This window comes from Paenibacillus sp. TCA20 (assembly GCF_000732325.1).
In the GTDB taxonomy this organism is placed as follows: Bacteria; Bacillota; Bacilli; order Paenibacillales; family Paenibacillaceae; genus Paenibacillus; species Paenibacillus urinalis.
In genome coordinates this window covers 244,780-271,062 of sequence record NZ_BBIW01000003.1, presented here as the reverse complement: position 1 = coordinate 271,062, position 26,283 = coordinate 244,780, and the positions used below count along the sequence as shown (strand labels likewise).

The 26,283-nt window shown below is 48.0% G+C and carries 24 protein-coding genes; 2 read left to right on the top strand and 22 right to left on the bottom strand.

Going from position 1 to position 26,283, the window contains the following annotated elements:
• Positions 1 to 14: 14 nt before the first annotated feature.
• Positions 15 to 878, bottom strand: coding sequence for a DegV family protein (locus TCA2_RS07545; RefSeq protein WP_047910967.1), 864 nt, complete (start codon positions 876 to 878; stop codon positions 15 to 17).
• A 25-nt stretch (positions 879 to 903) separates the two neighbouring features.
• Entirely contained in the window at positions 904 to 2,676 is a 1,773-nt protein-coding gene (locus TCA2_RS07540; RefSeq protein WP_047910966.1) for a DAK2 domain-containing protein, read from the bottom strand.
• A gap of 300 nt (positions 2,677 to 2,976) precedes the next feature.
• Here TCA2_RS07540 and rpmB point away from each other — a divergent pair, with 300 nt between their 5' ends.
• A complete protein-coding gene (rpmB, locus tag TCA2_RS07535; RefSeq protein ID WP_047910965.1) occupies positions 2,977 to 3,165 on the top strand; it encodes a 50S ribosomal protein L28 in 189 nt (62 codons plus the stop codon).
• A 141-nt stretch (positions 3,166 to 3,306) separates the two neighbouring features.
• Here the strand turns inward: rpmB and spoVM are convergent, their stop codons facing one another.
• From spoVM to TCA2_RS07455, 16 genes are all read right to left on the bottom strand, one after another.
• Positions 3,307 to 3,387 (bottom strand): stage V sporulation protein SpoVM, encoded by an 81-nt coding sequence (spoVM, locus tag TCA2_RS07530; RefSeq protein ID WP_006675261.1) that lies wholly within the window; start codon positions 3,385 to 3,387, stop codon positions 3,307 to 3,309.
• A gap of 170 nt (positions 3,388 to 3,557) precedes the next feature.
• Positions 3,558 to 3,821 (bottom strand): hypothetical protein, encoded by a 264-nt coding sequence (locus TCA2_RS07525; RefSeq protein ID WP_047910964.1) that lies wholly within the window; start codon positions 3,819 to 3,821, stop codon positions 3,558 to 3,560.
• A 7-nt stretch (positions 3,822 to 3,828) separates the two neighbouring features.
• Positions 3,829 to 4,491: a ribulose-phosphate 3-epimerase gene (gene rpe / locus TCA2_RS07520; RefSeq protein WP_047910963.1), complete on the bottom strand. Its 663-nt coding sequence runs from the start codon at positions 4,489 to 4,491 to the stop codon at positions 3,829 to 3,831.
• Positions 4,492 to 4,493: 2 nt separating this feature from the next.
• Positions 4,494 to 5,402, bottom strand: a complete 909-nt coding sequence (gene rsgA / locus TCA2_RS07515; protein WP_047910962.1) for a ribosome small subunit-dependent GTPase A — start codon at positions 5,400 to 5,402, stop codon at positions 4,494 to 4,496.
• 110 nt (positions 5,403 to 5,512) lie between these two features.
• On the bottom strand, positions 5,513 to 7,708 hold the full coding sequence (pknB, locus tag TCA2_RS07510) for a Stk1 family PASTA domain-containing Ser/Thr kinase (protein WP_047910961.1): 2,196 nt from the start codon (positions 7,706 to 7,708) through the stop codon (positions 5,513 to 5,515).
• On the bottom strand, positions 7,705 to 8,481 hold the full coding sequence (locus TCA2_RS07505) for a Stp1/IreP family PP2C-type Ser/Thr phosphatase (RefSeq protein ID WP_047911231.1): 777 nt from the start codon (positions 8,479 to 8,481) through the stop codon (positions 7,705 to 7,707). The genes pknB and TCA2_RS07505 overlap by 4 nt, the downstream gene beginning before the upstream one ends.
• Before the next feature lie 15 nt (positions 8,482 to 8,496).
• Entirely contained in the window at positions 8,497 to 9,549 is a 1,053-nt protein-coding gene (gene rlmN, locus TCA2_RS07500; RefSeq protein WP_047911230.1) for a 23S rRNA (adenine(2503)-C(2))-methyltransferase RlmN, read from the bottom strand.
• A 169-nt stretch (positions 9,550 to 9,718) separates the two neighbouring features.
• Positions 9,719 to 11,167 (bottom strand): 16S rRNA (cytosine(967)-C(5))-methyltransferase RsmB, encoded by a 1,449-nt coding sequence (gene rsmB, locus TCA2_RS07495; RefSeq protein ID WP_081872301.1) that lies wholly within the window; start codon positions 11,165 to 11,167, stop codon positions 9,719 to 9,721.
• A complete protein-coding gene (fmt, locus tag TCA2_RS07490) occupies positions 11,164 to 12,126 on the bottom strand; it encodes a methionyl-tRNA formyltransferase (protein WP_047910960.1) in 963 nt (320 codons plus the stop codon). Before fmt ends, rsmB begins: the two co-directional genes overlap by 4 nt.
• A 12-nt stretch (positions 12,127 to 12,138) precedes the next feature.
• Positions 12,139 to 12,621 carry a peptide deformylase gene (gene def / locus TCA2_RS07485; RefSeq protein ID WP_047910959.1) on the bottom strand — a complete coding sequence of 161 codons (483 nt, stop codon included), beginning with the start codon at positions 12,619 to 12,621 and terminating at the stop codon, positions 12,139 to 12,141.
• Positions 12,622 to 12,721: 100 nt separating this feature from the next.
• Complete coding sequence (gene priA / locus TCA2_RS07480; protein ID WP_193746008.1) at positions 12,722 to 15,304, bottom strand: primosomal protein N'; 2,583 nt, start codon at positions 15,302 to 15,304, stop codon at positions 12,722 to 12,724.
• Positions 15,291 to 16,502 (bottom strand): bifunctional phosphopantothenoylcysteine decarboxylase/phosphopantothenate--cysteine ligase CoaBC, encoded by a 1,212-nt coding sequence (gene coaBC / locus TCA2_RS07475; protein WP_047910957.1) that lies wholly within the window; start codon positions 16,500 to 16,502, stop codon positions 15,291 to 15,293. Before coaBC ends, priA begins: the two co-directional genes overlap by 14 nt.
• A 125-nt stretch (positions 16,503 to 16,627) precedes the next feature.
• Entirely contained in the window at positions 16,628 to 16,861 is a 234-nt protein-coding gene (gene rpoZ, locus TCA2_RS07470) for a DNA-directed RNA polymerase subunit omega (protein ID WP_047910956.1), read from the bottom strand.
• A gap of 10 nt (positions 16,862 to 16,871) precedes the next feature.
• Entirely contained in the window at positions 16,872 to 17,453 is a 582-nt protein-coding gene (gene gmk, locus TCA2_RS07465) for a guanylate kinase (protein ID WP_047910955.1), read from the bottom strand.
• A 13-nt stretch (positions 17,454 to 17,466) separates the two neighbouring features.
• A complete protein-coding gene (remA, locus tag TCA2_RS07460; protein ID WP_006209218.1) occupies positions 17,467 to 17,727 on the bottom strand; it encodes an extracellular matrix/biofilm regulator RemA in 261 nt (86 codons plus the stop codon).
• Between the two features lie 118 nt (positions 17,728 to 17,845).
• Positions 17,846 to 18,733, bottom strand: coding sequence for a YicC/YloC family endoribonuclease (locus tag TCA2_RS07455; protein ID WP_047910954.1), 888 nt, complete (start codon positions 18,731 to 18,733; stop codon positions 17,846 to 17,848).
• 201 nt (positions 18,734 to 18,934) lie between these two features.
• On the opposite strand from TCA2_RS07455, the gene TCA2_RS07450 reads away from it, so the two are divergent.
• Positions 18,935 to 19,327 (top strand): thioesterase family protein, encoded by a 393-nt coding sequence (locus TCA2_RS07450; protein WP_047910953.1) that lies wholly within the window; start codon positions 18,935 to 18,937, stop codon positions 19,325 to 19,327.
• Between the two features lie 129 nt (positions 19,328 to 19,456).
• On the opposite strand, the gene TCA2_RS07445 is transcribed toward TCA2_RS07450, so the two are convergent.
• From TCA2_RS07445 to TCA2_RS07430, 4 genes are all read right to left on the bottom strand, one after another.
• The gene (locus TCA2_RS07445) at positions 19,457 to 21,322 is read right to left on the bottom strand and encodes a bifunctional homocysteine S-methyltransferase/methylenetetrahydrofolate reductase (RefSeq protein ID WP_047910952.1); all 1,866 of its coding nucleotides are present in this window, start codon (positions 21,320 to 21,322) and stop codon (positions 19,457 to 19,459) included.
• A 148-nt stretch (positions 21,323 to 21,470) separates the two neighbouring features.
• Positions 21,471 to 22,157, bottom strand: coding sequence for a copper homeostasis protein CutC (locus TCA2_RS07440; protein ID WP_047910951.1), 687 nt, complete (start codon positions 22,155 to 22,157; stop codon positions 21,471 to 21,473).
• 129 nt (positions 22,158 to 22,286) lie between these two features.
• Positions 22,287 to 23,120 (bottom strand): diaminopimelate epimerase, encoded by an 834-nt coding sequence (gene dapF / locus TCA2_RS07435; protein ID WP_047910950.1) that lies wholly within the window; start codon positions 23,118 to 23,120, stop codon positions 22,287 to 22,289.
• Between the two features lie 172 nt (positions 23,121 to 23,292).
• Positions 23,293 to 26,082 (bottom strand): calcium-translocating P-type ATPase, SERCA-type, encoded by a 2,790-nt coding sequence (locus TCA2_RS07430; protein ID WP_047910949.1) that lies wholly within the window; start codon positions 26,080 to 26,082, stop codon positions 23,293 to 23,295.
• Between the last annotated feature and the right edge of the window lie 201 nt (positions 26,083 to 26,283).

Genomic DNA, 26,283 nt, shown 5'->3' with positions numbered 1-26,283 from the left:
GCATCCCTCATATCTTAAGCCGGCCACACAAAGATCGCGATAGTCCCGAAACCGACATGACTTCCAATGACCGCGCCGATGTTCGGATACACCACCTCGTTCAGCTCAAACCGTGTCTTCATCAGCTCCACGAAGGTTTCTGCCGATGACGGATTGGCGGTATGACCGACAGCTATATTGATTCGTTTCCCGGCAAAATCACTCTCGAACATTTGGACGATGCGTTCCATTGCCTTCTTCTGCCCTCTTACCTTCTCAACGGCATAAATCACGCCTTCTTCATCAATAGAGAGGACTGGCTTAATGTTCAGCAGTGTACCAAGAATCGCAGAGGCTTTGCCAATACGTCCGCCTTTTTGCAAATATTCCAGTGTATCAACTAGAAAATAGAGCTTGCGTTCCTTATGAAGCGTAAGGACCGCTTCAGTTATCTCCGCCGCGTTCTTCCCTTCAGAGGCAAGCCGGGCAGCATGCACCACAAGCAGCCCGTATCCATAGCTGGCCGACTTCGAGTCAATGACGGTAATATCCGCGTCACTCTCGTCTTCAAGCATGGATTTGCCAAGCACAGCGGACTGGTACGTACCGCTCATTCCTGAAGATAAATGTATAGAAACGATCTGACAGCCCGGATGGGCCTCATTCAGTTCCTTGTATACATTCATAAATTCAATCGGAGATGGCTGGGAAGTCGTTGGCAGAGCCTTAACTTCCCCAAGCTTCTCATAGAACTTGGATGCACTCAGTTCAATTCCGTCGAGATAGGACTCCTGTTCACTAAACACGACACGCAGGGGTACGATCTTAATTCCGTACTGATCCACCACCTGATCTGGAATATCAGCAGTACTATCCGTCACAATAAATACTTTGCTCATGAAGCGCTGGCCTCCTTATCTAATTTCAGGCTTCTACAGCGAACAGATAAGAGTAGACAGGCTGTCCTCCCTGATGCACTTCCACTTCCGCATTAGGATATTCAGCAGCAAGCCATGACGCGAGGCGGTCCGTTTCCGTCTCTTTCGCTTCTTCACCTGCAAGGATTGTGATAACTTCATCACCGCTTACAATCATCTTACGAAGCAGTTGCTCGCATGTATCCAGAAGTCCTTCTTCGGTAGCCACAATCTTGGAGTCATGAATCCCGATGAAATGGCCAGCTGTAATCTCAAGATCATCAAATGTAGTATCTCTCACTGCATAAGTCACTTGTCCCGAACGGACATGGGCAATGGCTTCAAGCATATTCGACTCGTTTACTTCTGCACTTTCATCCTCCTGGAACGCGAATGCAGCTGAAATCCCTTGCGGAATTGTCTTGCTCGGAACAACAGTTACCTCACGCTCGCCTTCCAGCAGATCTCGGGCCTGCTTGGCCGCCAGCACAATGTTCGAGTTGTTTGGAAGGATAAAGACGTGCTTCGCATCAATGGAATGAATCGCCTTTACAAAATCCTCTGTACTCGGATTCATCGTTTGTCCACCGGACAATACAATATCTATCCCGAGACTCTTGAACACTTCAGATATTCCCTCACCGGATGCAACCGAGATAAAACCAAATGGGGCAAGCTCATCCGCTGGAGGAATCGACGGCTCAGGTGCTGCCTCTTGTTCAGGCGGAATATCTGCAAACAATTCAGGTGCTGGCGCGATATCCATTCCGGCAGTCAGCAGATCACGATGCTGCTCACGCATGTTCAGAATATGGATCTGGGTAATTTCGCCATAGCGAAGTGCCAGATTCAGCACGTCTCCAGGCTGCTTCGAATGGACATGAACCTTGATGACTTCATCATCAGAAATGATAATAATCGAATCTCCATTTACTGACAGCGCTTTCCTGAAATCTTCCTCATCAAAATTTGTTCCGCCTGCATCTCCGAGCTGCCGATTGATAAAAAATTCCATATCATACAAGAATTCAATATCCTCTGTCTCAAGTCTTGCTTGTGCCGAAATCGGCATTTCAGGAGAAATCGGAGTCTTCGGTGCAGCAGGCGGCATTACAGGCGCTGGAGTCGCTTCCTTCACTGGTGTAGAAACGGTTTTCCCCTCTGTGTTCAGCAGGTACTCCATAAAGCCTTCATAAATATATACAAGACCTTTACCACCTGAATCTACAACACCAACCTGCTTAAGTACAGGCAGCATCTCAGGGGTCAAGGCAAGAGTTTCGTTTGCTTTTTTAAGCACTTCGCTCATGAGTTCCGTAATGTCATTGGTCCGTCTCGCATAATAACCGGCATGCTTCGCAGCTTCCTTTGCGACAGTAAGAATCGTACCTTCTACGGGTTTAACTACTGCCTTGTAAGCTGTATCCACACCGCTTTGCAGAGCAGCAGCAAACTGAAGAGTATTCAGCTCCTCATATGGGGCAGCGTAACGGCTAAAGCCCCGGAACAACTGCGATAGAATAACGCCGGAGTTTCCGCGTGCGCCCATAAGCAGGCCTTTCGATAAAATACCTGCACAGCTGCCAATGGAGCTTGCACTGTTTCTTTTTAATTCGGCCACACCGGCACTCATCGTCAAATTCATATTCGTTCCTGTATCACCGTCTGGGACAGGAAATACATTAAGGGAATTGACGTGTTCAGCATGCTTCTGCAATTGATCCGCACCGGCCAACACCATTGCGTTAAAATCTGTTCCATTTAAAGAACGTTTACTCAAGTGAGAATTCCCCTTCCTAGCATGATGCATAAGTACACTACCAGTACTAAAGACTAAGCATGCACTTAACATCCGTTGTTCCCGTCATCAGACGGGCAGCGGCTTTCTTCCGCAGTATTATGGACTATACATCATTGTACTATAATCAAGTATAGAAATAAATAAAGTTTTTGTTTTTATTGACTAAGCTTTTTCCTATATGATATTATATTTGAGTATTGTTTTATGCAGGTATATTGGATTGATTACAACCATTGACCTTGCGGATAACGGTTACTTTCAGAATAGGAGGTGTAATCTATGTCTCGCAAATGTTATGTGACAGGTAAGAAACCTGGTAGCGGTAACCACGTGTCTCACGCTAACAACCGTAACCGCCGTTCCTGGGGCGTAAACGTTCAAAAAGTCCGCATTCTGGTGGACGGTAAACCAAAACGCGTTTATGTTAGCACTCGTGCTCTGAAAGCCGGTAAAGTTACTCGCGTATAGTTGATTTTGAATACAAAGCAAAAAGCACCTTGCCATTATATGACATAGGTGCTTTTTTCATACCCGTATGTTCGCCTGCGATCCTTCAACTGCAGCCTTTTTTACGTTACTAGACGCTATGGAAACCCCTTTTTGAACCTGTTAGCTTTTCTGGAACGTGTTAAGGATCGCTTTTACAAAACCCCCCAAAAACTTTGGAAGCTTAAATGTGTAAAATTTCATAGTTCACCCTCCCATCATCCTCATGCGCTCCACCTTTTATCGTGCCAGAAGCCTTTCCTTCTACTCCGCTTATCCCTAACTGCAACGATGCAAACGAAAAAAAGGCTACATGAGAATCGCGCTCATGTAACCATGTTTATGCAGCATGTGTTCAGCCTATACCACTAAGACTAACTTAATCCTTCTGGAGGATTGGTCATAAAAATATAAGCAGATAAAATGAAGATAAAAAGGATGAAATAAAGCACAGTGAATATGATAAATGATATTCTCACTGACTTTTTATCAAACTTTTTAAAGAACCATATAACAAGGATAATACCGAGTAAGGATACCACTGCATTAATTGGAGAGGGCAGCAGTGTGAATGAGCCCAGCAGTATTCCTGTAACCATACTGGCAAGCGAAGTCCATAGCGCTTCTTTAAGTGTCATTGGTTCGTTATCCCCCAATACTATGCCGGATTTCTCTAATGGCCTCTGCACGGTCTGTACGGCCAAACACCGCGCTGCCTGCAACGAGGACGTCAGCACCTGCATCCACGACTAAAGGCGCTGTCTCCTTCGTAATGCCTCCATCTACTTCAATATGAACGTTTGAACGGCCCAATTCGTTAAGCTCATTCCGGATTTGTCTGATCTTCTGGATCGTTCTCGGAATGAAGGCTTGTCCCCCAAAGCCAGGATTGACTGTCATCACAAGCACCATATCAACATCTCCGAGCACTTCGCTGATCGCGCTGGCAGGTGTTCCTGGATTAATAGCTACCCCAGCCAGGATGCCGTGCTCTTTGATCAAATGAATGACTCTGTGCAGATGGACACAAGCCTCGGCATGAACTGTAATCATTCCTGCGCCTGCCTTAACGAAGTCGGCTATGTAGTTCTCAGGATTCTCAATCATCAAGTGGACATCCAGCAGCAAGCTGGTATGCGGCTTGAGGGACTGTACGATGGGTGCTCCCAGCGTAATGTTCGGAACGAAATGCCCATCCATGACATCAACATGGATCCAATCTGCGCCGGAAGCCTCTGCTTCGGCTACTTCTGCGCCCAGACGGGCGAAATCTGAGGACAGGATAGATGGTGCGATTAATACTGACATGTTTAGTACCTCCGTTTCTTATCTTTCATTTCCTCCAAGAACTGCACATAGTGTGTGTATCTGCTCTCGGCAATGTCGCCTTCTTCCTTGGCTCTGATCACTTGACAGCCTGGCTCATGCGTATGGGTACAGCCGCGAAATTTGCAGCCGCCGGCATATTCACGGAATTCTCTGAAGCAATCGCTCAGCTCCTCTACGCCAATCTCCAGAAAATCCAGTTGACTGAAGCCTGGTGTATCTGAAACAAACCCGCCATTATCCAGTGGAATGAGCTCTACGTGCCGGGTTGTATGCTTACCTCTGCCCAGCTTCATGCTTATAATACCTGTTTCAAGCTCCAGCCCTGGAAGCAGTGCATTCAGAAGCGAGGACTTGCCCACACCTGATTGACCTGAGAAGACGCTGATCTCTCCAGCCAGCCGCTGCTTCAAGCGATCCATTCCTGTGCCTTGACGAGAGCTGGTAATGATGACTTCATACCCTATAGACTCGTACAGACGGACAAGCTGCGCATAACGATCATCAGATTCGTCAGCAAGGTCCATTTTTGTAAGGCAGATCACTGCTTGAAGACCCGCCTGTTCAATATGAACCAGGAACTTGTCCAGCAGCTGAACATTCATATCCGGTTCCTTGAGCGAGAATACCAATACGGCGAGATGCGCATTGGCCACAGGAGGGCGGATCAGCTCGGTATCTCTCGGCAGAATTTCTTCAACCGTTCCTTCCCCGTTTTCGGTAAGCGTATATTTTACATAGTCACCTACAAGAGGAGTAATCCCTCTTTTCTTAAAAACGCCTCTAGCTCTGCATTGAACAGCAGATACATTCGTATCCGGTGTTCCGCGACCTGGAGCAGGTTTAACGTAATAATATCCGCTTAACGCTTTGATAATAACTCCCTCCAGCATAATTCACCGCCCTTTTAGGTTTGAAAAAAATTGAATTCTGATTCTTAATGAAGAACAGGCGCCCCTAAGGCGCCTAGAATGAGGAATGCAGCTGAATTTCAGTAGCCAGGTCACTCTTCACCGTCTTCATCTTCATTCTGATTGTCTCCACGGCCATTGCTGTTATTGCCGTTGTTATCGTTGTTTTCATTGCCCTCATCATTACCATTACCATTATTGCCATTATTACCTTCATTGCTCTCGTTACCCGGATCCTCTGGGTTCGGCTCTTCATCCGGACCCGACCCTTCTTCACCATCTCCCGAATTGTTGTCAGGAGTAACAGCTGGTCCAATCTCCGGTGTGGTAACCGTTCCGTTCTTCGCATCAAAATATCTCACTTCAAATGTATCCATCAGCTGTCCATCACGATAAACGGATACCACTCCATCCTTGTTCGGAGCCAGAACTAGCGGTACGGTCAGCGTTTCTGTCTTCTTGATCGTCTCCGTACCATGCTCTTGGTTCTCTCCTCTGGCATCGGTGAACGTGATACGGATCTTGCTGTTCTTGCCTTCTTCATGAGGAGCTACCGAAATATGATAATTGTACTCGATCGTCTCTGGTGAATACCCCGTGCTTACATAGATCGTAATTTCTTCACCCGGAACAACTGCAGCCCCAGCATCATAAGGCCATTGCTGGGTAACCCTGCCTTTCTCCACTTCAAAGCTTGGCTCTTCTTTAACCGGTGCAACAGTCAGTTTATTCTTTCGAATCAACTCTTCTGCCTCTGCGCGAGTTTTATTGATCAGATCAGGCATTTCGACCATTTCCTGGCCTTTACTTACCCTCAGGGTGATGGTATCTACCTCCGGGTCAAAAGGCTGGCCTTCGGTAACCGATTGTCCAATCACTTCATTAACGGACTCTTCACTGAATTCCTCCGTTTTCTTGATTCGATCTTCACTCATGCCAAGTGCCAGCAATTCCTGAACTGCATCTTCATAATTTCGACCTGTAAGCCCAGGCATGGTTTCCTTCGGCTTCTCCACACTTACAGTAAGGTCAATTAGCGAACCTTTCTTCACGACAGCTCCTTCAGGCCTGCTCTGCTCGTAGACAATTCCCGGATCGACACCTTCTTTATATTCCTGGAGAACCTGATTAACCTCTATCCCTTGCTCAGCAAGCAAGGCTCTGGCTTCTTCCTCGGTCTTATCAATAACGCTGGGCACGGTTACTTCAGGCACAACAAGCGCACTCTCGACATACCAGACAACACCGGCTAGTGCAATCAGGATGAACAGTGTCAACGAGACCCAAAACGCTGCCCGCTTCTTGGATTTTTTCTTCTTGGATTTGCCGTCTGTCACTGCTTCGTCTGGAGCCATTTCAGGTGCATCCGTATAGGATGGCCCGCGTGGTTCCGGCTTGATCGCAGGAATGATACGGGTCTGATCTGTATCGAACTCATCATCGAATACAAGCTTCTCCTCATTCAGGCGATCCGGCAGCAAACAGGTCTCCAGATCGGTCAACATTTCAAGCGCTGACTGATAACGCTCATTCGGATTTTTGCGCATTGATTTAAGAATAATATTCTCAACACTCTGTGGAATCAGCGGATTAACAGCACTCGGCTCCTCGAATTCCTCCTGCAGATGCTTCAGCGCTACACTGATCGGACTCTCTCCAAGAAACGGAAGCTGTCCGGTCAGCATTTGATAGATAACAATACCAAGTGAGTACAAGTCGGATTTCTCACCTGTTACAACACCCTTGGCGTGCTCGGGAGAAAAATAATGCACTGAGCCGACGACTGAGCCGGTCTGCGTAATCGTCGTCGAGGTCACTGCACGAGCGATTCCGAAATCTGTAACTTTGACCCTTCCATTTTTGCCAATCAAAATATTATGCGGCTTGATATCGCGGTGAATAATTTGATTATGATGGGCATGATCCAGTGCATCCGCAATCTGTGCAGCAATTCTGACAGCTTCATCGACTTGAAGCGGTGCACGTTCTTTTATAATTTCATTCAGGTTCTGACCTTCGATATACTCCATCACTATGTAATGGATGTCTTCTTCCTGACCTACATCATAGATACTAACTACATTCGGATGAGACAAGGATGCAGCCGATTGGGCTTCTCGTCTAAACCGACGAATAAACTCGTCATCATGAACGAATTGCTGACGAAGCACCTTGATAGCAACATTACGTCCGAGCAAAATATCGTGCGCTTTGTATACCAGGGCCATTCCGCCTCCGCCGACGCGCTCAATCACTTCATAACGTCCGCTCAGCTGATGTCCGATCATGATTCAACCCCCTCTTCAACAACACTTAAAGGGCCCGCTGGCATTTCAAATAAAGCAACCGTAATATTATCGTCCCCTCCGGCCAGGAGTGCGAGCTGCAGCAGCCTGTCTGCCCGTTCAGACAAAGGCAGATCCGATTGCCCGATCACGGTTGCCATCTGCACACTGCTGACCAGGTTGCTTAAGCCATCACTGCAGAGCATAATTACATCCCCGGCTTCCAGAATGACAGGGTACAGATCCACAGACACATCCTCATCCGTTCCAAGCGCTCGGGTAACGACATTTTTGAGCGGATGTACATGCGTCTCTTCTTCACTGATCTGACCATTCTTGTACAGCTCATTAACTAATGTATGATCATCTGTCAATTGGACGACCTTATCGCCTGTTATTTTGTAAGCACGGCTGTCGCCAATATGGCCAATAATGCCGGAAGCATTACTCATAAGGAGCGCAACGACGGTTGTTCCCATGTTGTGCAGCTTCTCATCCCCAGCCGCTGTACGATAGATGACTTCATTCGCGTGCAGAATGGCATCGCTCAGCGCAGCACTCAGCGATGCCTCTGACAAACCGGGCTCAAGCACCGAGAGGTCATCGGATACCGTTTCTACAGCCAGTCTGCTTGCTGTATCCCCGGCAAGATGTCCGCCCATACCGTCTGCGACAATACCTAATATATATCCCTGATCCAGATGCCTTATCCAGGCGGAATCTTCATTTACCGAACGAACTCGTCCTACGTGACTCACATGCACTGTATTCATCACAGTCATATCCTCACCTCAAGCTTCCTTGTGCTTCTCCATATGCTTCGCACGCAGCTGACCACAAGCGGCTGCGATATCATGACCCTGCTCTCTGCGGATTGTTACATTAACTCCATGATCAGCGAGGATACGCTGGAACTGGAATATATCCTTGCGAGCCGTTCTGATATATTTACGCTCCGGCACATAGTTTACCGGGATCAGATTGACATGGCACAGCATGTCCTTCAGAACACCCGCAAGCTCTTCGGCATGCTCCGGCTGATCGTTAACGCCGCCGATCAAGGCATATTCGAATGTAATACGTCGTCCTGTTTTGCCTTGGTAATAGCGAAGGGACTCCATTACATCATCAAATGGGAACCGGCGGTTAACAGGCATCAGCTTCGAACGCAGCTTATCATTCGGTGCATGGATGGAGATAGCCAGGTTAATCTGGGTGTCCTCATCAGCAAATTTATAAATATTTGGAACAATACCGCTTGTCGACACTGTGATATGACGCTGACCAATATTCAGACCTTTCTCGTGAATCATCGTTCTAAGGAACTTCATCGTCTCATCGTAGTTCTCAAATGGCTCACCCGTACCCATAATTACGATACTGCTCACACGTTCATTGCGTTCATCCAGTATTTGCTGGGAGCGCACGACTTGAGCAATAATCTCACCAGCAGTCAGGTTCCGCTTCAAACCGCCCAGTGTAGAGGCGCAAAAAGTACAGCCGACTCTGCAGCCGACCTGTGTCGTCACACATACACTGTTGCCATAGTTATGCTTCATAATGACCGTCTCAATTGCGTGGTCATCATGCAGTCCGAACAGAAACTTTACAGTACCGTCCTTGGACTCAAACTTCGTAATTTCCGAAAGCGTCACGAATTGAAACTGATCATCAAGCTTCTCGCGTAAAGCTTTCGAGAGATTTGTCATTTCTGAAAAATCATTCACTCTCTTTACATAAACCCAATCGTAGATTTGAGCAGCACGAAACTTCGGCTCCCCATTCTCGACTGCCCACTGCTCTAACTCTTCGAGCGTGTAATCATATATAAAAGGCTTTGTCATTTCATTCACACCTGTTCTTTCCAATTGATCTATAGACATATTATTTCTCATTCTACCCATTTTAGCACATAATTCAGTATTCATCTATGCAGGTCTTTATGCCGGCAACTGCAAAAAGCCGCCAATACCTGACGGTTACTGGCGGCAGTCTTGTTATTGATCCACTTTTTTACGATGTTTCTACCCTTGTCAATCTTGCAATGTAAAATCCGTCGCTATGAAACTGGTGAGGCAGAATTTGAATTCCGTACTCATCCAATATGGCAGAGTGCCGCAGCTCTTCTCTCAGCGACAGATGACCTGCAGGGGCAAATTGATCGTTCTCCTTCAAGAATCGTTCTACGACACCGCCATTCTCAGCATGCTCTGTCGTACAAGTACTGTACACAAGCGTTCCTCCAGGCTTCAACAGCTTGGATACACGGCTTAGCAGCTCATATTGCAGCGCACTGATGGCTTCAACATCCTCTGGGGATTTGGTCCACCTAAGGTCCGGCTTTCTGCGAATAACCCCAAATCCAGAGCAAGGTGCATCGAGCAATATGCGGTCAAACGAAGCTTCCTTGTAGTTGGAAGCCAGATCAAGCGCATCATGGCAGACGGTCTCAATACTGGCGAGCCCCAGCCTTTCCGCTTGTCTATGAATAAGCTCTACTTTGTGAGGATGAATGTCATTAGCAATAATACGGCCTTGATCTTCCATCTTCTCACCCATATGCGAGGTCTTGCCTCCGGGTGCAGCGCAGCAGTCCAGAACGGTCATGCCTGGCTTCGGATCCACCGCTCCGGCCACAAGCATGGAGCTCTCATCCTGTACAGAGAGCATCCCTTCCTTATACCAGTCGGTAAGAGCCATATTCCCCCCACTCTTGACGATAATCCCATCATCACTGAGAAGAGAAGGCTCCACGACAAGTCCTTCCTCCTGCATCTCTTGAATTAGCTTATTTCTCGAGATCATGGTCGTATTCACCCTTACACTGACCGGAGGTGCCTCGTTGTTAGCCCTGCACATCGCTTCAGCTTCCTGCTCTCCGTATTGTTCAATCCAGCGCTGCACAAGCCATTCAGGATGGGAGTGCATCAGTGCGATGCGTTCTGCGGCAGGAAGATCTTCTGGAATCGTCAGCTTGTCCCGGTTTCTCAGAATGTTGCGCAGCACACCGTTCACCATTCCGGATATACCCTGATGGCCTTTGCGCTTGGCGATATTTACCGCTTCACTTACCGCCGCATGATCCGGCACGCGGTCCAAATATAGAATTTGATACAGACTCAGCCGAAGCAGACTGCGAACCCAGGGCTGAAGCTTGGCAAGTCCTTTGGCTACATAGGATTCAAGATAGTAATCCAATGTCTTTTGACGAGCAATGGTGCCATATACCAGCTCCGTGGCTAGTCCCGTATCAGCAGGGGTGAGATTTGCCTGTTTCAGCACTTGATTCAGAAGCAGATTGCTGTAGGCTCCTTCCTGTTCAACCGCAGCCAAGACTTGAAGCGCCGCTTCTCTGCTGGATACCTTGCGCTTACTAGAAGCTGCCGACTGAGCACCGCTCTTCCCTCTACCCTTATTGGATGTATTGCCAAGACGCGGATTATTGTTGTCTCCTGACTTCACTTCAGCACCGTCCCTGCTGTGAGCGATCCGCCGCGGGCAAAATCACCGGCAGCCATCGCCTTCTTCCCGGCAGGCTGCACCTCTGACAGCCACAGAGAGCCGTCGCCTGTCTTCACTTCAATGCCAAGCTTGGACATCCCAAGCACCGTTCCGGGCTCTGCATTCTTGCTGGCATTTGATGCTTGAAGGTAAGGCTCTGGTAGCTTGGAAGGATTGATAGTGCCCCAGACTTTGAATACCTGCTCGTCCCATAATGTAAATCCTCCAGAGTATGGAGTAAGCCCCCGTACCTGGTCATAAATTTGACGTGATTGACGAGACCAGTCGATCTTCTCATCCTCTCGGGATAGGTTCTTCGCATAAGTTGCCTCATCCTCCTTCTGAGGAGTGGCCTGCACTTTTCCCTTAGTCAGATTGGGCATCTCGCGCATCAGCAGCTCTGCTCCAGCAAGGCTGAGCTTCTCAAACATCGTACCTGAAGTATCCTCATCCTCAATTGCGACCTCTACCCTAGAGATCATATCACCGGTATCTAGACCTTCAGCCATGTACATCAGCGTTACTCCCGTAACCTTCTCACCATTCATGATCGAACGCTGGATCGGTGCACCTCCCCGATATTTCGGCAGTAACGATCCATGAACGTTAACACATCCGTACTGAGGCATATCGAGCACGGATTTCGGCAAGATTTGTCCAAAGGCAGCAGTAACAATGAGATCCGGCTTCCATTTGGCAAGCTCTGCTACAGATTCTTCATTACGAAGCCTTGCCGGCTGAAACACGGGAATACCGTGCTTCAGCGCAGCTTCTTTGACCGGAGGCGGTGTCAGAACCTTTTTTCGTCCTTGAGGTTTATCCGGCTGAGTCACTACAAGGCTGATGTTGTATCCTTCCTCAAGCAATCTCTCAAGTGAAGGCACAGCAAAGGCCGGTGTTCCCATAAAAACGATGTTCATTTCCATACCTCCTTATTTACCGCGATTCGGTTCAGCTCCGATTTCATACACTTTTTCTGCGAGATCTGTAAACAAAACACCATTGAGATGATCGATCTCATGCTGGAACGCTCTCGCGAACAAACCACTGCCCGTAACCGTAAATTCTTTGCCATCGCGGTCAAGACCCTTTACTGTTACCGTTTCAGCTCTGCGGACATCTCCGTTGTAGCCTGGAATGCTCAGACAGCCCTCCGGTCCAAATTGCTCTCCTTCCGAGCTTACAATCTCAGGGTTGATCATTTTGATCAAACCGTGATCATCGCCAACATCGACTACGATCAGCCGCTTCAAGATGCCGACCTGCGGTGCAGCAAGACCTACACCATCCGCATCATACATTGTCTCCGCCATATCATCGAGCAATTTTTGGACATTAGGTGTGATCTTCGTTACTTCCTTGGCTACCTTGTGCAATACCTCATCCGGTTCTTTTACAATCAATCGAATTGACATGCTGCTAAACACCTTCCTATGAACGTAATCATTTCAGGATTGAATCATCCTGCGTCATGTTAAATTATATGGTCTAAAATCCCGATCCTGAACTACATCACTACATCAGCATCTGTGGATCGACATCAAGGCTTATAAGCAAATCCTTACCCTGAAAATCCTGTTCCATCTTCCTCGCCATATTTTTCACAAGGCCGATGGCATCAATTTCCCCACGCCATTTTATCATACATTGAAACCTGTATCTATTTTTTAATCGCGGCATGGGCGAGGCAACCGGACCCAGCACATCAAATGCATCAGAACTAAACCGATCCAGACTGCCGAGCAGCCCCATCTTCTGCGCCTGCTCCTTGAGAAGTCTCGTGTAATTCTCCGCTGCCCTTACAAGAACAGGAAGCTGCTCATGAGAGAACGTCACCAGGATCAGCCGGCAGTACGGCGGATACTGCAGAGCACGCCTGTGACCCAGTTCATCCTTGATAAATGAGAGATAATCATGGCTTCCTGCATGCACTATGGAATAATGATCCGGTGTGTAGGATTGTACGAACACCTCTCCTGGCAGCTGATGACGGCCCGCACGGCCTGCAACCTGAGTCAGCAGCTGAAATGTTTTCTCAGCCGCTCTAAAGTCAGGCAGATTCAGCGCTGAATCTGCGGTGATCACACCCACCAGCGTCACATCCGGAAAATCAAGCCCTTTGGCCACCATCTGTGTTCCAAGCAATATATCTGCCTTCTTCTCGCGAAAAGCTTTGAGCAGCTTCTCGTGGGAGCCTTTTTCAGTCGTGGTGTCCACATCCATCCGAATGACCCTCACGCCAGGAAACAGCTTCGCAAGCTCTTCCTCTACGCGCTGAGTCCCCGTGCCAAAATATCGGATATGCTCGCTGCCGCAATCCGGACAAATCTGGGGAGCCGTTTCCGCATAACCGCAGTAGTGACATCTCAAATTGTTGCTTCGCTGGTGATACGTAAGAGAAATATCGCACTCTGGACAGCTCGCCACATAGCCGCAGCTGCGGCACATCACAAAGGTTGAGTAACCCCGGCGATTCAAGAGAAGCACCGTCTGCTCTCCGCGTTCAATCCGCTCGGCAATTCCTTGGTGCAGAGCTCTGCTGAACATCGACCGATTCCCGTCTTTCAGCTCCTCCCTCATGTCAATGATCCGTACCTTTGGAAGCTCATTGCCCAAGGCACGATAGTTCATCTCCATGAGAACCGGAGCAAATTCATCACTAGCTTGAGACCTGGCAGCATAGTAGCTCTCAAGCGAGGGCGTGGCCGAGCCTAAAATAACGGCTGCTCCATGCTGCTTGGAGCGTTCCACCGCTACATCTCTTGCATGATATTTCGGCGTCTCCTCCTGCTTATAGGAGGTCTCATGCTCTTCATCAATGATGATCAGTCCCAGCTGATCGAAGGGAGCAAACACAGCAGATCGGGCACCGATCGCCACCTTGACCTTACCCTCACGGATTTTGCGCCATTCATCATATCGCTCTCCGCCCGATAACCTGCTGTGCATGACGGCAACCTGGTCACCAAAACGCCCCTTGAATCTTTCAACCATCTGCGGTGTAAGTGAAATCTCAGGAACCAGTACAATCGCCTGGCGATTCTGCTTAATACAGCGCTGAATGGCTTGCAGATATACTTCCGTCTTACCGCTGCCTGTTACACCATGCAGCAGAAATACACCCTGCTCACGTTCATCTAACTGTCTTGCAATCCGGTCATAGACGGCCTGCTGTTCCAATGTGAGAGGAAGCGGCTCAGTTGGCTTGAAATCACGTCCACGGTATGGATCGCGGAACACTTCCACTTCAGAGATCGAGATTAAGCCCTTGTCTTCAAGCCCTTTCACTGTGGCGGCAGATACTTGAAGTGCAGACAGCACGTCTTTAAGCGGCATGGGAAGAAGCTCCTTTGCTTCGAGCAAAAAAGACAAAACCTCTTTCTGCCGTTTCCCTTTAGCCGGGAAGTCAGCTAGCGCATCTTCAGCCTCTTGCTCACTTACAGCAAGATGGACCGCCTTCAGCATCTTCTTCTGCAGCTTGTCCTTGATCATCTGTTCCTCATGCAGAATGCCGCTGCGAATTAAACGCTTGATTTCCTTAGAATGATCCGGATACCGATCACTTAGATGATCAAGTGTCACTTGTTCCTTGCTCCGTACATATCGGATGATTTCATCCTGGATGGACACATTCTCCGGTGAATCCGGCATAGCAAATAATACAGGGCCGTCGCTCGAAGCCTGAGATTCTTGCACGGTCTGCTCCTCTAATGATTCAAACCCTTCCGAAACAGAAACATAACGCTTGGATTTGCCCTTCAGCGCAGTCGGAATCATGACCTGTAAGGCCATTATCGCACTGCAGGCGTAATGCCTGCTCATCCATCTTCCAAGCTCCACCAGATCTGGCGACAGGGGTGGAACCAGGTCCAAGAGTTCGGCAATTGGCTTCAGCTTAAAATCTGTGTTTACTGCCTCTTCCAGCCCGACGACAAAGCCCTGAACCGTTCGATGTCCAAAAGGCACCCCGACACGACTTCCTACCTCTACCCAGCCCTTAAGCGATTCCGGAATCAAGTAATCAAAAGTGCGGTCCACGTCTTTGGCAGGCACGTCTACTATCACTTTTGCTATATTCACAAGCTCACTTCCTCCCATCCATTCGGGAGGCTGCAATCAGCAGTACTTGCCGTGCTACTTCTTCTTTGGCCGTCACAGGTATTTCCTTGACCAAGCCCTGCTTGTCAAAAATCTTAACTGCATTCGTATCTGTCCCGAATCCAACACCCTCTTGAGTGACATCATTAGCAACGATCAGATCCGCATTTTTACGTTCGAGCTTAGATGCTGCATGCAGCTCCAGGTCATTGGTTTCCGCCGCAAACCCGATTAAGAATTGATGTGTTTTGGCTTTTCCCAGTGCTTCAAGAATGTCAACCGTCTTGACGAGCTCCAGTGTGAGCGTCTCGCCGCTCTTCTTAATCTTCTGCTTCGCCGCCTCCATCGGACGATAGTCAGCAACCGCAGCTGCCTTAACAACGATATCGCTCTGTTCCAAACGCTCAAATACTGCCTGATGCATATCATCTGCAGACTGAACTGGAACGACGGTTATTCCTTCTGGGTACTTGACCTGTATATTAGCTGCAATTAACGTGACCTCTGCGCCCATGTCCTTAGCTGTTTTGGCAAAAGCAACTCCCATCTTACCCGAGGAATCATTGGTAATGTATCTAACTGGGTCAATTCGTTCAATGGTACCGCCTGCAGTAACTACCATTTTTTTGCCTAAGAGGGGCTTGCCTGCTTCTTCCTCACCAAAAAAACGCTCGATTACATCCACAATGGTCTCAGGCTCTTCGAGCCGTCCTTTTCCGACATACCCACAGGCAAGCTGTCCTACACCCGGCTCGATAAAATGCACACCACGTGAATATAACGTATTCATGTTATGGATCACGGCAGGATGCTCATACATGTGTACATTCATGGCAGGCGCGACCATTACCGGCGCTGTCGTTGCCAGCAATGTCGTTGTCAGCATATCATCTGCAAGTCCATGAGCCATCTTGGCAATCACATTCGCTGTTGCGGGTGCAACAAGGACCAGATCTGCTGTATCCGCTAGGTTTATATGTGAGACAACGGATGCATCACGTTCATCAAAGGTATCTGTATATACCGGATTTCGTGATAATGACTGAAGGGTCAGCTCTGTAATGAACTCCTTGGCGGATGCCGTCATGATGACGTGTACCTCTGCTCCCTTCTGGACGAGCTTACTTGTCAGCGCAGCGGCCTTATAAGCTGCAATCCCTCCTGAAACACCGAGCACAATTTTTTTACCGTTCAGCATATGCGCTCCCCCTGTTCTGATTAAGATTTGGGACTTATGCGAATTACGCGTCTAAAGAAAAAAATAACAACCTTGCGGTTGTCACTTTTATCAGGGCTGTACCTTATTCGTATTTCGCGTATAGATTATGACTGGCTGTCTTGTTGTTCTGCTTCCTCTTCGTCATGACCTTTCTCCACACGCACAAAATCACCATAGATCTCTTCAAGTGCAATACCGACTTGCTTATGGGATTTCGGGTTTCTGAGTTCGGATTTCTCACCTTCACGCAGCTGTCTGGCGCGTCTCGAAGCTGCAACCACCAGAGAGTATTTACTGTCTACCTTGTTCATCATTTCATCAATAGATGGATATAGCATGGAGCACTCCTCATTTCGATTTACTATTTATTTTACAATGTTCGGCGATGATGATCGATTCTATTCGTTTGCAAGCCAAATCAATTTCGTCGTTGACGACTGCATAATCATATTGCTGCAGCAAACTGATCTCCTGCTCGGCTACAGACATGCGGTGATCAATGGTCGCCTGATTCTCGGTGCCTCTGCCTTGAATTCGATCCTTCAATTCATCAAGAGACGGAGGCAGCAGAAATACGAAAATTCCTTCTGGAAACTTCTCTTTAACTTTGAGAGCTCCTTGGACTTCAATCTCCAAAATGATATCTTTACCGGAATTAAGAGTCTCCTCTACGAAATCACGCGGGGTTCCATAATAGTTGCCTACATACTCCGCATGCTCCAGAAGCTGATCCTTCTCAATCATATCAAGAAACTGCTCTCGACTCTTGAAAAAATAATTGACTCCGTTCTCTTCACCAAGTCTTGGCTGACGAGTTGTCGCTGACACTGAATAGATGAGTTCAGGAACTCGTTTTCTTAGAGCAGTGCACACGGTTCCTTTTCCTACACCGGACGGTCCTGATAATACAATTAGTAATCCCTTAGACATATTACACTCCATTTTATTCGTCGTTGTCATCGTCTTTAGAAGATAAACGATGGGCAACCGTCTCCGGCTGCACTGCAGACAGGATCACATGATCACTGTCTGTAATTATTACCGCACGAGTTCTGCGTCCATATGTAGCGTCAATCAACATGTGACGATCCCGTGCTTCCTGTATAATTCTTTTGATTGGGGCGGATTCAGGACTAACAATAGAAATGATGCGATTCGCCGAAACGATATTGCCGAATCCTATATTTATGAGTTTAATTGCCATATTCAGGTTCGTCCCCCTATTACTGGTGTAATCTTTGCAAAACTGAATCAATTTCATAAAAATCATTAAAAAAGCAGCTAAAGGTATTATGAAATTGATTCAACTTAGTGTTCATTGCCTATTCTAAATTCGCAGCTTGTTCTCTGATCTTCTCCAGCTCGGCCTTCATCTCGACTACCAGATTAACCAGCCCCAGGTGGTGAGCTTTAGTGCCGATGGTGTTGACTTCACGATTCATCTCCTGGATCAAGAAATCAAGCTTGCGCCCTATAGGCTCACGCACGGTGAGCAGCTCTTCGCACTGAGCCATATGACTAGAGAGACGAGTCAGTTCCTCATCTATGTTGGATCGGTCGGCAAAAATCGCGATCTCCATACCAAATCTATGTTCATCGAATGGTGCATCAGAAATTTCGGTTAATCGCTGTCTCAGCTTGCTTCGGTACTCCGTCACTACAGCAGGCGCTAACTGAACCATCGCTGCATGATGAGCCTGCAGACTCAATATTCGCGACTTCAAATCAGCGGCAAGATGACTTCCTTCACGAGAGCGCATATCAAGCAGCTCATCAAGTGCAAGTGCTAGTCCTTCCTGCAGCGCAGTCTCCCAGTTCTCGTCCTCAAAGACTGTAAGATTGCTCATCTCCTCAGAACTCACTAACACACCAGGCAGCTGCAGCATCTCTGAAATGGTCAGGTTCCCCTTCATCCCGAAGCTGGACTCAAGCTCCCTTGAAGCCTCAAGATAGGAAGCAGCCATCTGCTTGTTCAGCACAGTACCTCTGCTGCTGTCATCCAATTCTCTCGTAATGAAAACATCAATTCTGCCTCGTGCAAGTTTACGCTGTACCATTCTGCGAAGCCCGTCTTCGAAACGACTCCATTCCCTTGGCATCCTAAAGACAACTTCACAGTATCTATGGTTGACAGATTTAACTTCAAGTTGTACCTTATACCCGCCATAGCTGAGCAAATATTGACCGTATCCGGTCATACTGAATGACATCGGCATCACATCCATTATACTATTGTATCGGATAATACAGGCTTAAACAAGTACGATAATCATGGGGGATTTGCCATTAATTCATACCATTATTGCCTAATTCAGGGCTTCCTATTAGAATCTGCATACATTATTTATTTGCACTTCAGGCACCGCCTTCCTAGTAACGCCCCATAAAAACTTAAACAGGAGAGCTGCTTAATGAAAACAGAACTGAACCTTATTGTTCGTCCCACCGAGATTGATGTTAACGGCCACGTAAATAATGCGAAATATCTAGAATATCTGGAATGGGCACGAGATGAATGGTATGAAGCGGGAGGGCTGTCATACAAAACACTGCTTGAGCTTGGCTGTCAGACGGTCACCGTTAATATCAATATCAACTATCGCAAGGAATGCTATCAGGGCCAGCTCCTTACGGTCACAACAGAACAGGACAGTGCCCGGAATTCAAGTTATGTGCTTAGACAAACGATATTAAATGAAGCCCAGGAGATCTGCGCAGACGCGCTCATTACAAGCGTGACCATCGACCCTTCCACTCGAAAAAGCAGACCGATACCGGAACAGCTCCGGAACCTTTTCTCATGATCAATCAATTGCTTAAACTTAACCATCATAGTATAGAGCAACAGCACAAAAGTCCGTACCTGCAGTATTCAGCACAGCAGGCACGGACTTTTTTTCGATTTCATTCGTGATACTCTATTTGGCCGGATTTTAGGTCTTAATTACACGGCCTGATTTCTCCCACACATAGTGAGTCAGCTCTTCACTCATTCCATAGAACATGAACGGAGTCATTATATAGATTCCATTAAAATGCTCCATCGCTACGTCCAGCAGCTCCTTCGCTATTGCCGTACCCACCTTGCGGCCCTCTTCGCCTTCGAGCCCCGCCATTCTTTCTCTGACTGCGTCCGATAATTGAATACCTGGCACCTCATTGTGCAAATATTCTGCATTTCGACCACTTGCGAGCGGCATAATTCCTACAAATATCGGAATATCCAAATGGCTCGTTGCTTCCTTGAGCTGTACAAACAGCTTAGGATCATAGATTGGCTGGGTCATAATATAGTCTGCACCTGCAGCAATCTTCTTCTCGAGACGCTGTACCGCCTTCTCCAAATATTTCACATTCGGATTGAATGCGGCACCTACAATGAAGTCGGCTTTTTGCTTAAGCGGTTTACCGGAGAACGCTATTCCACTGTTCAGCTGCTTGATCATTCGTATGATTTCAAATGATGTCAGATCATAGACAGAGCTTGAATCCGGAAGGTCTCCGAACCTTGCAGGGTCCCCGGTTACTGCCAGCACATGATCAATGCCCAGCGCATCAAAGCCCATGAGATGGGACTGGGTTCCGATCATATTGCGGTCCCGGCAGGCGATATGAATCAGCGGTCTCAGGCCGGTCTGCTCCTTCGCTAAATATCCAAGCGCCATATTGCTCATCCGGGTTACCGCGAGAGAATTATCAGCCAGTGTCAACGCATCAACTCCAGCCTTCTTCAGACTCTTCGCTCCGGTTAGAAATTTCTGAATATCAAGATCACGCGGAGGGTCAAGTTCAACGATGACGGTGTGGCGTTCTTTAACCAAGTCTACAATTGTAGGATCTGTTCGAATCGTGCCTGCTGCACTTCCATCGGCAAGCGTCTCGGATACGGAGTCCGGCACCGGCAGAAGCTCATCATCGACTACCGTTAATGGAGCTGCCTCATAAGTATCAAGAGCTGATACCATGGCTTTAATATGCTCCGGTGTCGTACCGCAGCATCCGCCGATAATCCGTGCATTCAAATCAGCGAACCGGACGGCGCTCTGACCGAAGTATTCAGCAGAAGCACCATACCGGTATTCCCCGTCAACGTATTCCGCCAGACCCGCATTCGGGAATACCGACATCGGAATTCCTAAATTCTGAACAGATTCCATTGCCCGCATAATACCATTAGGACCTGTCCGGCAATTAAATCCGATTACATCCGCGCCTTCTTTATGCAGAATCGAGAACGCTTCAGGCATTGTGAATCCATCGAACGTACGGCCGACATCATCAATAGCAAACTGGCAAATGATCGGCAGATCAGTCAACTTCTTAACCTGTCGAACAGCAATGACAAGCTCCTCCACATCATAGAAGGTTTCAAGCAATACCCCGTCAATTCCCTCTCCCACTAGAGCGGATATCTGCTGTTCGAAATAAAGATTCAGCTTGGCAGCGGAAATATCTGCTCTCTTACCGGCGCGAATGGCTCCGACTGCGCCAACCACAAACCCTTTATTCCCCATGGCTTCCCGCGCAACCCTCACACCCGCCCGGTTGATTGCCTCGACTTGATCTTCAAGTCCATATTTGGATAGGTTAACGTAATTCGCAGAAAATGTATTTGTTTCAATGAGCCTAGCTCCCGCTTCAATGTATCTGCGATGAACATCCTTGACCATCTCGGGGGATGTCAGGTTTAATTCCTCGTAAGAAACTCCGACCGGCACACCCATTTGATAGAGCTGTGTTCCCATAGCGCCATCGCCAATAATGACTTCATTCTTCAACACTTCACGTAAATCCGCCATCGTTCTCCTCCCGCCAATTCCAATTTATTCACACTAATGTAACACAAATGGGAGGATTGTTTAAGCAAAAAAAGCAGGCTGCTGCTGTCCCATTACTTAGATAATAGACAAATATCTGCTTGTCAGCATTTACTTTTTCCTGCCCCTTTTATTTATGGATGCAATCAGAGAGGGCACGCAGCTCGGCCGGATTGATCGGCTGTAGACCGGACTGATCGTAGCGGACGGCAGAGCCGAAGTGGATCTCTGTTACACCGGTTTGCTCAATAAAGTTCGTGATCATTTCTCTCTTCAAGCCACTGCCCGCTAGAATACAAAGGTGGCTTCCTGCTGCCTGTTCCACAAGTCTGCGAATTTGTGGAATCGACTGGGGGGCCGGCTTCGGACCACCGGAGGTGAGAACTCTCGTTACTGCATGATACTTCGCAAGAGTACTGAGACCCTCCAGCTGATCCTCCAGCTCATCAAAGGCACGATGAAACGTCACCTGCAGATCACCAGCTGACTTGAGCAGCAGCTCTAACGTTCTAACATCGATTTTGCCATCTGTTGTCAGCGCTCCAAGTACAACGCCTGCCGCACCTGTCTGCCGGATCGCCTCAATCTCGGCAGCCATCGTTTCCACATCGGTCTCACTATAAACGAAGGAACGGCTATGTGGACGCACCATGACATGCACGGGAATGCTAACAGACTTCACCACTTGGGAGACAAGACCGATTCCTGGAGTTAATCCGCCTTCAGTAATGGCCGTAATCAGCTCCAAGCGATTGGCACCGCACTTCTCTGCCGTAACGGCGTCGTCCACGGTCGTTGCTATAATCTCTAACAGCATAACTAATCACTCCTTACCCATTTGTCGGTATTCCGTATGATTCCATAAAAAAAGCACGCCCATCAACCAAAACAATGGTTAATGGGGATGCCTTCAGATTTATAACTTTATAATAGTATTCCGATTACATCAGTTCGTAGTTCCTGTATATACAATCTCGGCAGGTCCTGACATGTATACATGGTTATCTTCCTCACTCCACTCAATATACAGGTCACCGCCCTTTAGACTGATCCAGGCTTCACGATCCGTTACATCGTTCAGAACAGAGGATACCAAGGTAGCACAAGCCCCGGTTCCACAGGCGAGCGTCGGTCCTGCGCCGCGTTCCCACACCCGCATATCTACATGCCTGCGATCCTTCACCGTTGCAAACTCCACATTCGTTTTGTTAGGGAACAACGGATGCACTTCCATTTTAGGTCCCCATGCGGCCAGATCAAAGCTCACGGCATCATCAACATAAATTACACAGTGTGGATTACCCATAGATACTGCAGTGAACCGGAAGCCGCTGCCTCCCACCTCTATAGGTTCATTCACAACTGGATTTGCATCAATTGTCGTCGGCACCTTAAGACCGTCAAGCTGAGGTTCTCCCATATCAACACGCACCGTCTCCACTTTGCCGTCCTTTACAGTCAGCTGAACGGGCTGTACGCCTGCCCCAATCGTACGAATCGTAATCTCTTCCCGGTCAATATGTCCTTTATCGTACACATATTTGGCAACACAGCGAATTGCATTACCGCATTGTTCAGCCTCTGTACCATCCGAATTAATGATGCGCATTTGGAAATCCGCAGTATCGGAAGGCAAAATAAATACAAGCCCATCTGCACCGATCCCAAAGAATCGATCGCACCATTTTATCGCCAGCTCAGCCGCGTTAGCGGGAAGCTCTTGTTCTCCATATACGACAACAAAGTCGTTACCCAGTCCATGCATTTTCGTAAATTCCATGACGTAACTCCGCTCCTTTTGGCACTCCAGATCGAAAGAACCATTCATGATAGCTATCATAAATAAGCTCATTCTCTCCAGCCAAGCTGTTTATCTCAAGTATCCTACTAAAATATGATAAGCATTTGACTTTTTCAGGATAGCATACCTCAAGGAGCGAAGGAAATCTACTTTATGCTGAAAACTTTGTATTTTTTGGTGTGTAGCCTCCGGTTGTCAATCTCCTACGGTTACGGCGTCCTCCCCATACACTGCCGATTCCAAGAAGGAATGTAGGAATTCCGGCAGCAACGATAACAAGCGCCCACTCTCTTAGATCAAGCGGTACAGTTTTGAAGATCGGCTGCAGTTGAGGCGTGTACATTACGATAAGCATCAGAATGACAGATGACAGAACCGCAAGAACCAAATATTTATTCTGCAGCGGATTGCGATGGAATATAGATCTTGAGCTTCGGCAGTCAAATACATGGATGAGCTGCGCCATGACAAGGGTTGCAAAAGCTACGGACTGGGCTTTAACAAGCTGCCCTTCACTATCGGGTGCGGCCTGTAACGTTAACCAGAATGCCCCCAGCGTACATAATCCGATCAGCACACCACGGCTAATAATCTTCCAGCCCAGTCTTCTTGCAAAAATGTTTTCTTTCGCAGAACGCGGTTTATGCTCCATTAGATCTTTCTCCGGCTGGTCGACTCCTAATGCCATCGCTGGCAGCCCGTCGGTCACAAGATTGACCCATAGAATCTGAATCGGCAACAGTGGCAGTGGTAGACCTGCCATCATGGCGAAGAACATCGTTAATATCTCTCCGACATTGGAAGCCAGCAAATAACGAATAAACTTTCTTATGTTCTCATATATATTTCGCCCTTCCTCAATAGCCGAAACAATGGTAGAGAAATTGTCATCACTTAGTATGAGAGCAGAGGCTTCCTTGGTTACATCCGTACCTGTGATCCCCATCGCAATCCCGATATCTGCGGCTTTGATCGCAGGCGCGTCATTAACACCATCTCCTGTCATAGCAACCACGTGGCCTTTGCGCTGAAGTGATTTTACGATCCTCAGCTTATGCTCCGGAGATACTCTTGCATAAACATAGGTCTGCTCGACTTCATTGTCCAGCTCATCATCACTTAATGAAGCAAGATGCTGACCTGTCAGTACCTTACCATCCCGCGGCAATATGCCAAGCTGATGTGCAATCGCCTCCGCTGTCATGGAATGGTCACCCGTAATCATGACTGTCTTGATTCCGGCTCTTCTGCAGGTTGCAATCGCATCACGTACCTCCTTGCGTGGAGGATCAATCATCCCGGCTAGGCCAACAAAGATCAGCTGACTTTCTGCTTTCTGTTCACAATCGACGTGTTCTTCCGGCTTCACTTCACGATAGGCCATGCCCAGCACTCTCAAAGCCGAGCTTGCCATTCTCTCTCCCGCTGCCGTAACCCTCTGTCTCAGCGTCCCTGTAAATGGCACTACCTTGCCTTCCCACATGATGTAGGTGCATTCCTGGATTAATACGTCCGGCGCACCTTTAGTAAAGATCAGTCTTCCGCCTTGATGCTTCATCATGACAGACATCAGCTTCCGTTCCGAGTCGAATGGAAACTCCTGCACACGCTCATATAAGCCAGACAGGCTTTGCGGTGATACACCGGCTTTGGAGGCAAGCGTAACCAGGGCTCCTTCTGTTGGATCCCCCTTCAGTCTCCACTCCGTCTCCTCCAGCAGCTTTTTGCCGTTTCGCATATCTCCGGCCGGAACCTCTTCGATCTGCGCATTGTTGCAAAGTGCACTAATCTGGAACAGTCTGCGAAGAGATTGATCACTCTTCAAGTCCACGATTTGGTCTTGATACGTAATTTCTCCGGAAGGACTGTATCCTTCCCCGGACACCTTCAGATGACGTCCGCCCTGCCATACATCCGTTACCGTCATTTTGTTCTGCGTCAGTGTTCCCGTCTTATCCGAGCAAATGACCGAGGCCGATCCCAGTGTTTCAACCGAAGGAAGCTTGCGGACAATGGCCTTCCGTTTGATCATACGCTGTACACCAAGCGCAAGCGCAATCGTTACAATCGCAGGCAGACCTTCAGGGATTGCGGCTACAGCAAGGCTCACACCTGCCAGGAACATCCCCACTGCCGGTTGTCCATGCAGAATACCTGCCACAACAACCAGAACGGTAAGTACCAGGGCAACGACGATTAATATTTTGCCTAGCTGCTCAAGTCTGCGCTGCAAAGGTGTCTCCTGCGCTTCGGTATTCTGGATCAGATCAGCGATTTTGCCCATTTCGGTATCCATGCCGGTGCGAATTACGATTCCCTTCGCTGTTCCTCTGGTCACCATCGTGCCCATGAAACCGATATTCTTCTGATCACCGAGCGGGATTTCCTCTTGCTGAATGATTCTGCTATGCTTACTAACCGGCACAGATTCTCCCGTGAGCGCAGATTCTTCAACATCACAGTTGCTGGCTGCAACAAAGCGAATATCGGCCGGAACGCGATCTCCGCTCTCCAGTATGACAATATCTCCCTGGACCAAGTTTTTGGCCGGTATTTGCATTACCTTACCGTTCCGCAGCACCTTAGAAGTCGGCGCAGACAATTTCTTGAGCGCGCTGAGCGATCGTTCGGCACGAAACTCCTGTACAAACCCAAGGATTCCATTCAGCAGAATAATCGCGATAATGGTGATAGCATCCAGATATTCGCCCAGCAGCCCGGATACAAGTGTGGCACCAACCAGAACAAGCACCATAAAATCCTTGAATTGATTCAGGAAAAGGGTGATCGGTGAGATTCCTTTCCCTTCGGACAGCTCGTTAGCTCCTGATTTTTTTTGTCTTTCTTCCGCTTCGGCTTCTGTCAGACCTATCTGCGGGTCCACATCCAGGCTGGCCCCAAGATCCTCTATGCTCATCTGATGCCAATTCTTATGCTCCATCACGTGCAGTTTCCCCTCCCGGTCTATAGTCCTGTGCCTGTCCAGTGTCATGACGTGCCCAAGTCAAAATAGGATTCAGGTTCTTCAGTAAGCACCGTCAATAATGCCGGACAAACTACTAACATTACTGTATTCGGACAAGGACTGAATTATCACATCTAAAGAGCTCTTAAGTTTTTGTCAAAACTATGGCATGATAGT

Excerpts from the sequence above, each read along its gene's own strand:
- TCA2_RS07545 (WP_047910967.1), bottom strand. The coding sequence starts at position 878 with ATGAGCAAAGTATTTATTGTGACGGATAGTACTGCTGATATTCCAGAT.
- rpmB (WP_047910965.1), top strand. The coding sequence starts at position 2,977 with ATGTCTCGCAAATGTTATGTGACAGGTAAGAAACCTGGTAGCGGTAAC.
- spoVM (WP_006675261.1), bottom strand. The coding sequence starts at position 3,387 with ATGAAATTTTACACATTTAAGCTTCCAAAGTTTTTGGGGGGTTTTGTA.
- TCA2_RS07525 (WP_047910964.1), bottom strand. The coding sequence starts at position 3,821 with ATGACACTTAAAGAAGCGCTATGGACTTCGCTTGCCAGTATGGTTACA.
- rpe (WP_047910963.1), bottom strand. The coding sequence starts at position 4,491 with ATGTCAGTATTAATCGCACCATCTATCCTGTCCTCAGATTTCGCCCGT.
- rsgA (WP_047910962.1), bottom strand. The coding sequence starts at position 5,402 with ATGCTGGAGGGAGTTATTATCAAAGCGTTAAGCGGATATTATTACGTT.
- pknB (WP_047910961.1), bottom strand. The coding sequence starts at position 7,708 with ATGATCGGACATCAGCTGAGCGGACGTTATGAAGTGATTGAGCGCGTC.
- rlmN (WP_047911230.1), bottom strand. The coding sequence starts at position 9,549 with ATGACAAAGCCTTTTATATATGATTACACGCTCGAAGAGTTAGAGCAG.
- fmt (WP_047910960.1), bottom strand. The coding sequence starts at position 12,126 with ATGAACATCGTTTTTATGGGAACACCGGCCTTTGCTGTGCCTTCACTT.
- def (WP_047910959.1), bottom strand. The coding sequence starts at position 12,621 with ATGTCAATTCGATTGATTGTAAAAGAACCGGATGAGGTATTGCACAAG.
- priA (WP_193746008.1), bottom strand. The coding sequence starts at position 15,304 with ATGGGAGGAAGTGAGCTTGTGAATATAGCAAAAGTGATAGTAGACGTG.
- coaBC (WP_047910957.1), bottom strand. The coding sequence starts at position 16,502 with ATGCTGAACGGTAAAAAAATTGTGCTCGGTGTTTCAGGAGGGATTGCA.
- rpoZ (WP_047910956.1), bottom strand. The coding sequence starts at position 16,861 with ATGCTATATCCATCTATTGATGAAATGATGAACAAGGTAGACAGTAAA.
- gmk (WP_047910955.1), bottom strand. The coding sequence starts at position 17,453 with ATGTCTAAGGGATTACTAATTGTATTATCAGGACCGTCCGGTGTAGGA.
- remA (WP_006209218.1), bottom strand. The coding sequence starts at position 17,727 with ATGGCAATTAAACTCATAAATATAGGATTCGGCAATATCGTTTCGGCG.
- TCA2_RS07455 (WP_047910954.1), bottom strand. The coding sequence starts at position 18,733 with ATGTCATTCAGTATGACCGGATACGGTCAATATTTGCTCAGCTATGGC.
- TCA2_RS07450 (WP_047910953.1), top strand. The coding sequence starts at position 18,935 with ATGAAAACAGAACTGAACCTTATTGTTCGTCCCACCGAGATTGATGTT.
- TCA2_RS07445 (WP_047910952.1), bottom strand. The coding sequence starts at position 21,322 with ATGGCGGATTTACGTGAAGTGTTGAAGAATGAAGTCATTATTGGCGAT.
- TCA2_RS07440 (WP_047910951.1), bottom strand. The coding sequence starts at position 22,157 with ATGCTGTTAGAGATTATAGCAACGACCGTGGACGACGCCGTTACGGCA.
- dapF (WP_047910950.1), bottom strand. The coding sequence starts at position 23,120 with ATGGAATTTACGAAAATGCATGGACTGGGTAACGACTTTGTTGTCGTA.
- TCA2_RS07430 (WP_047910949.1), bottom strand. The coding sequence starts at position 26,082 with ATGGAGCATAAGAATTGGCATCAGATGAGCATAGAGGATCTTGGGGCC.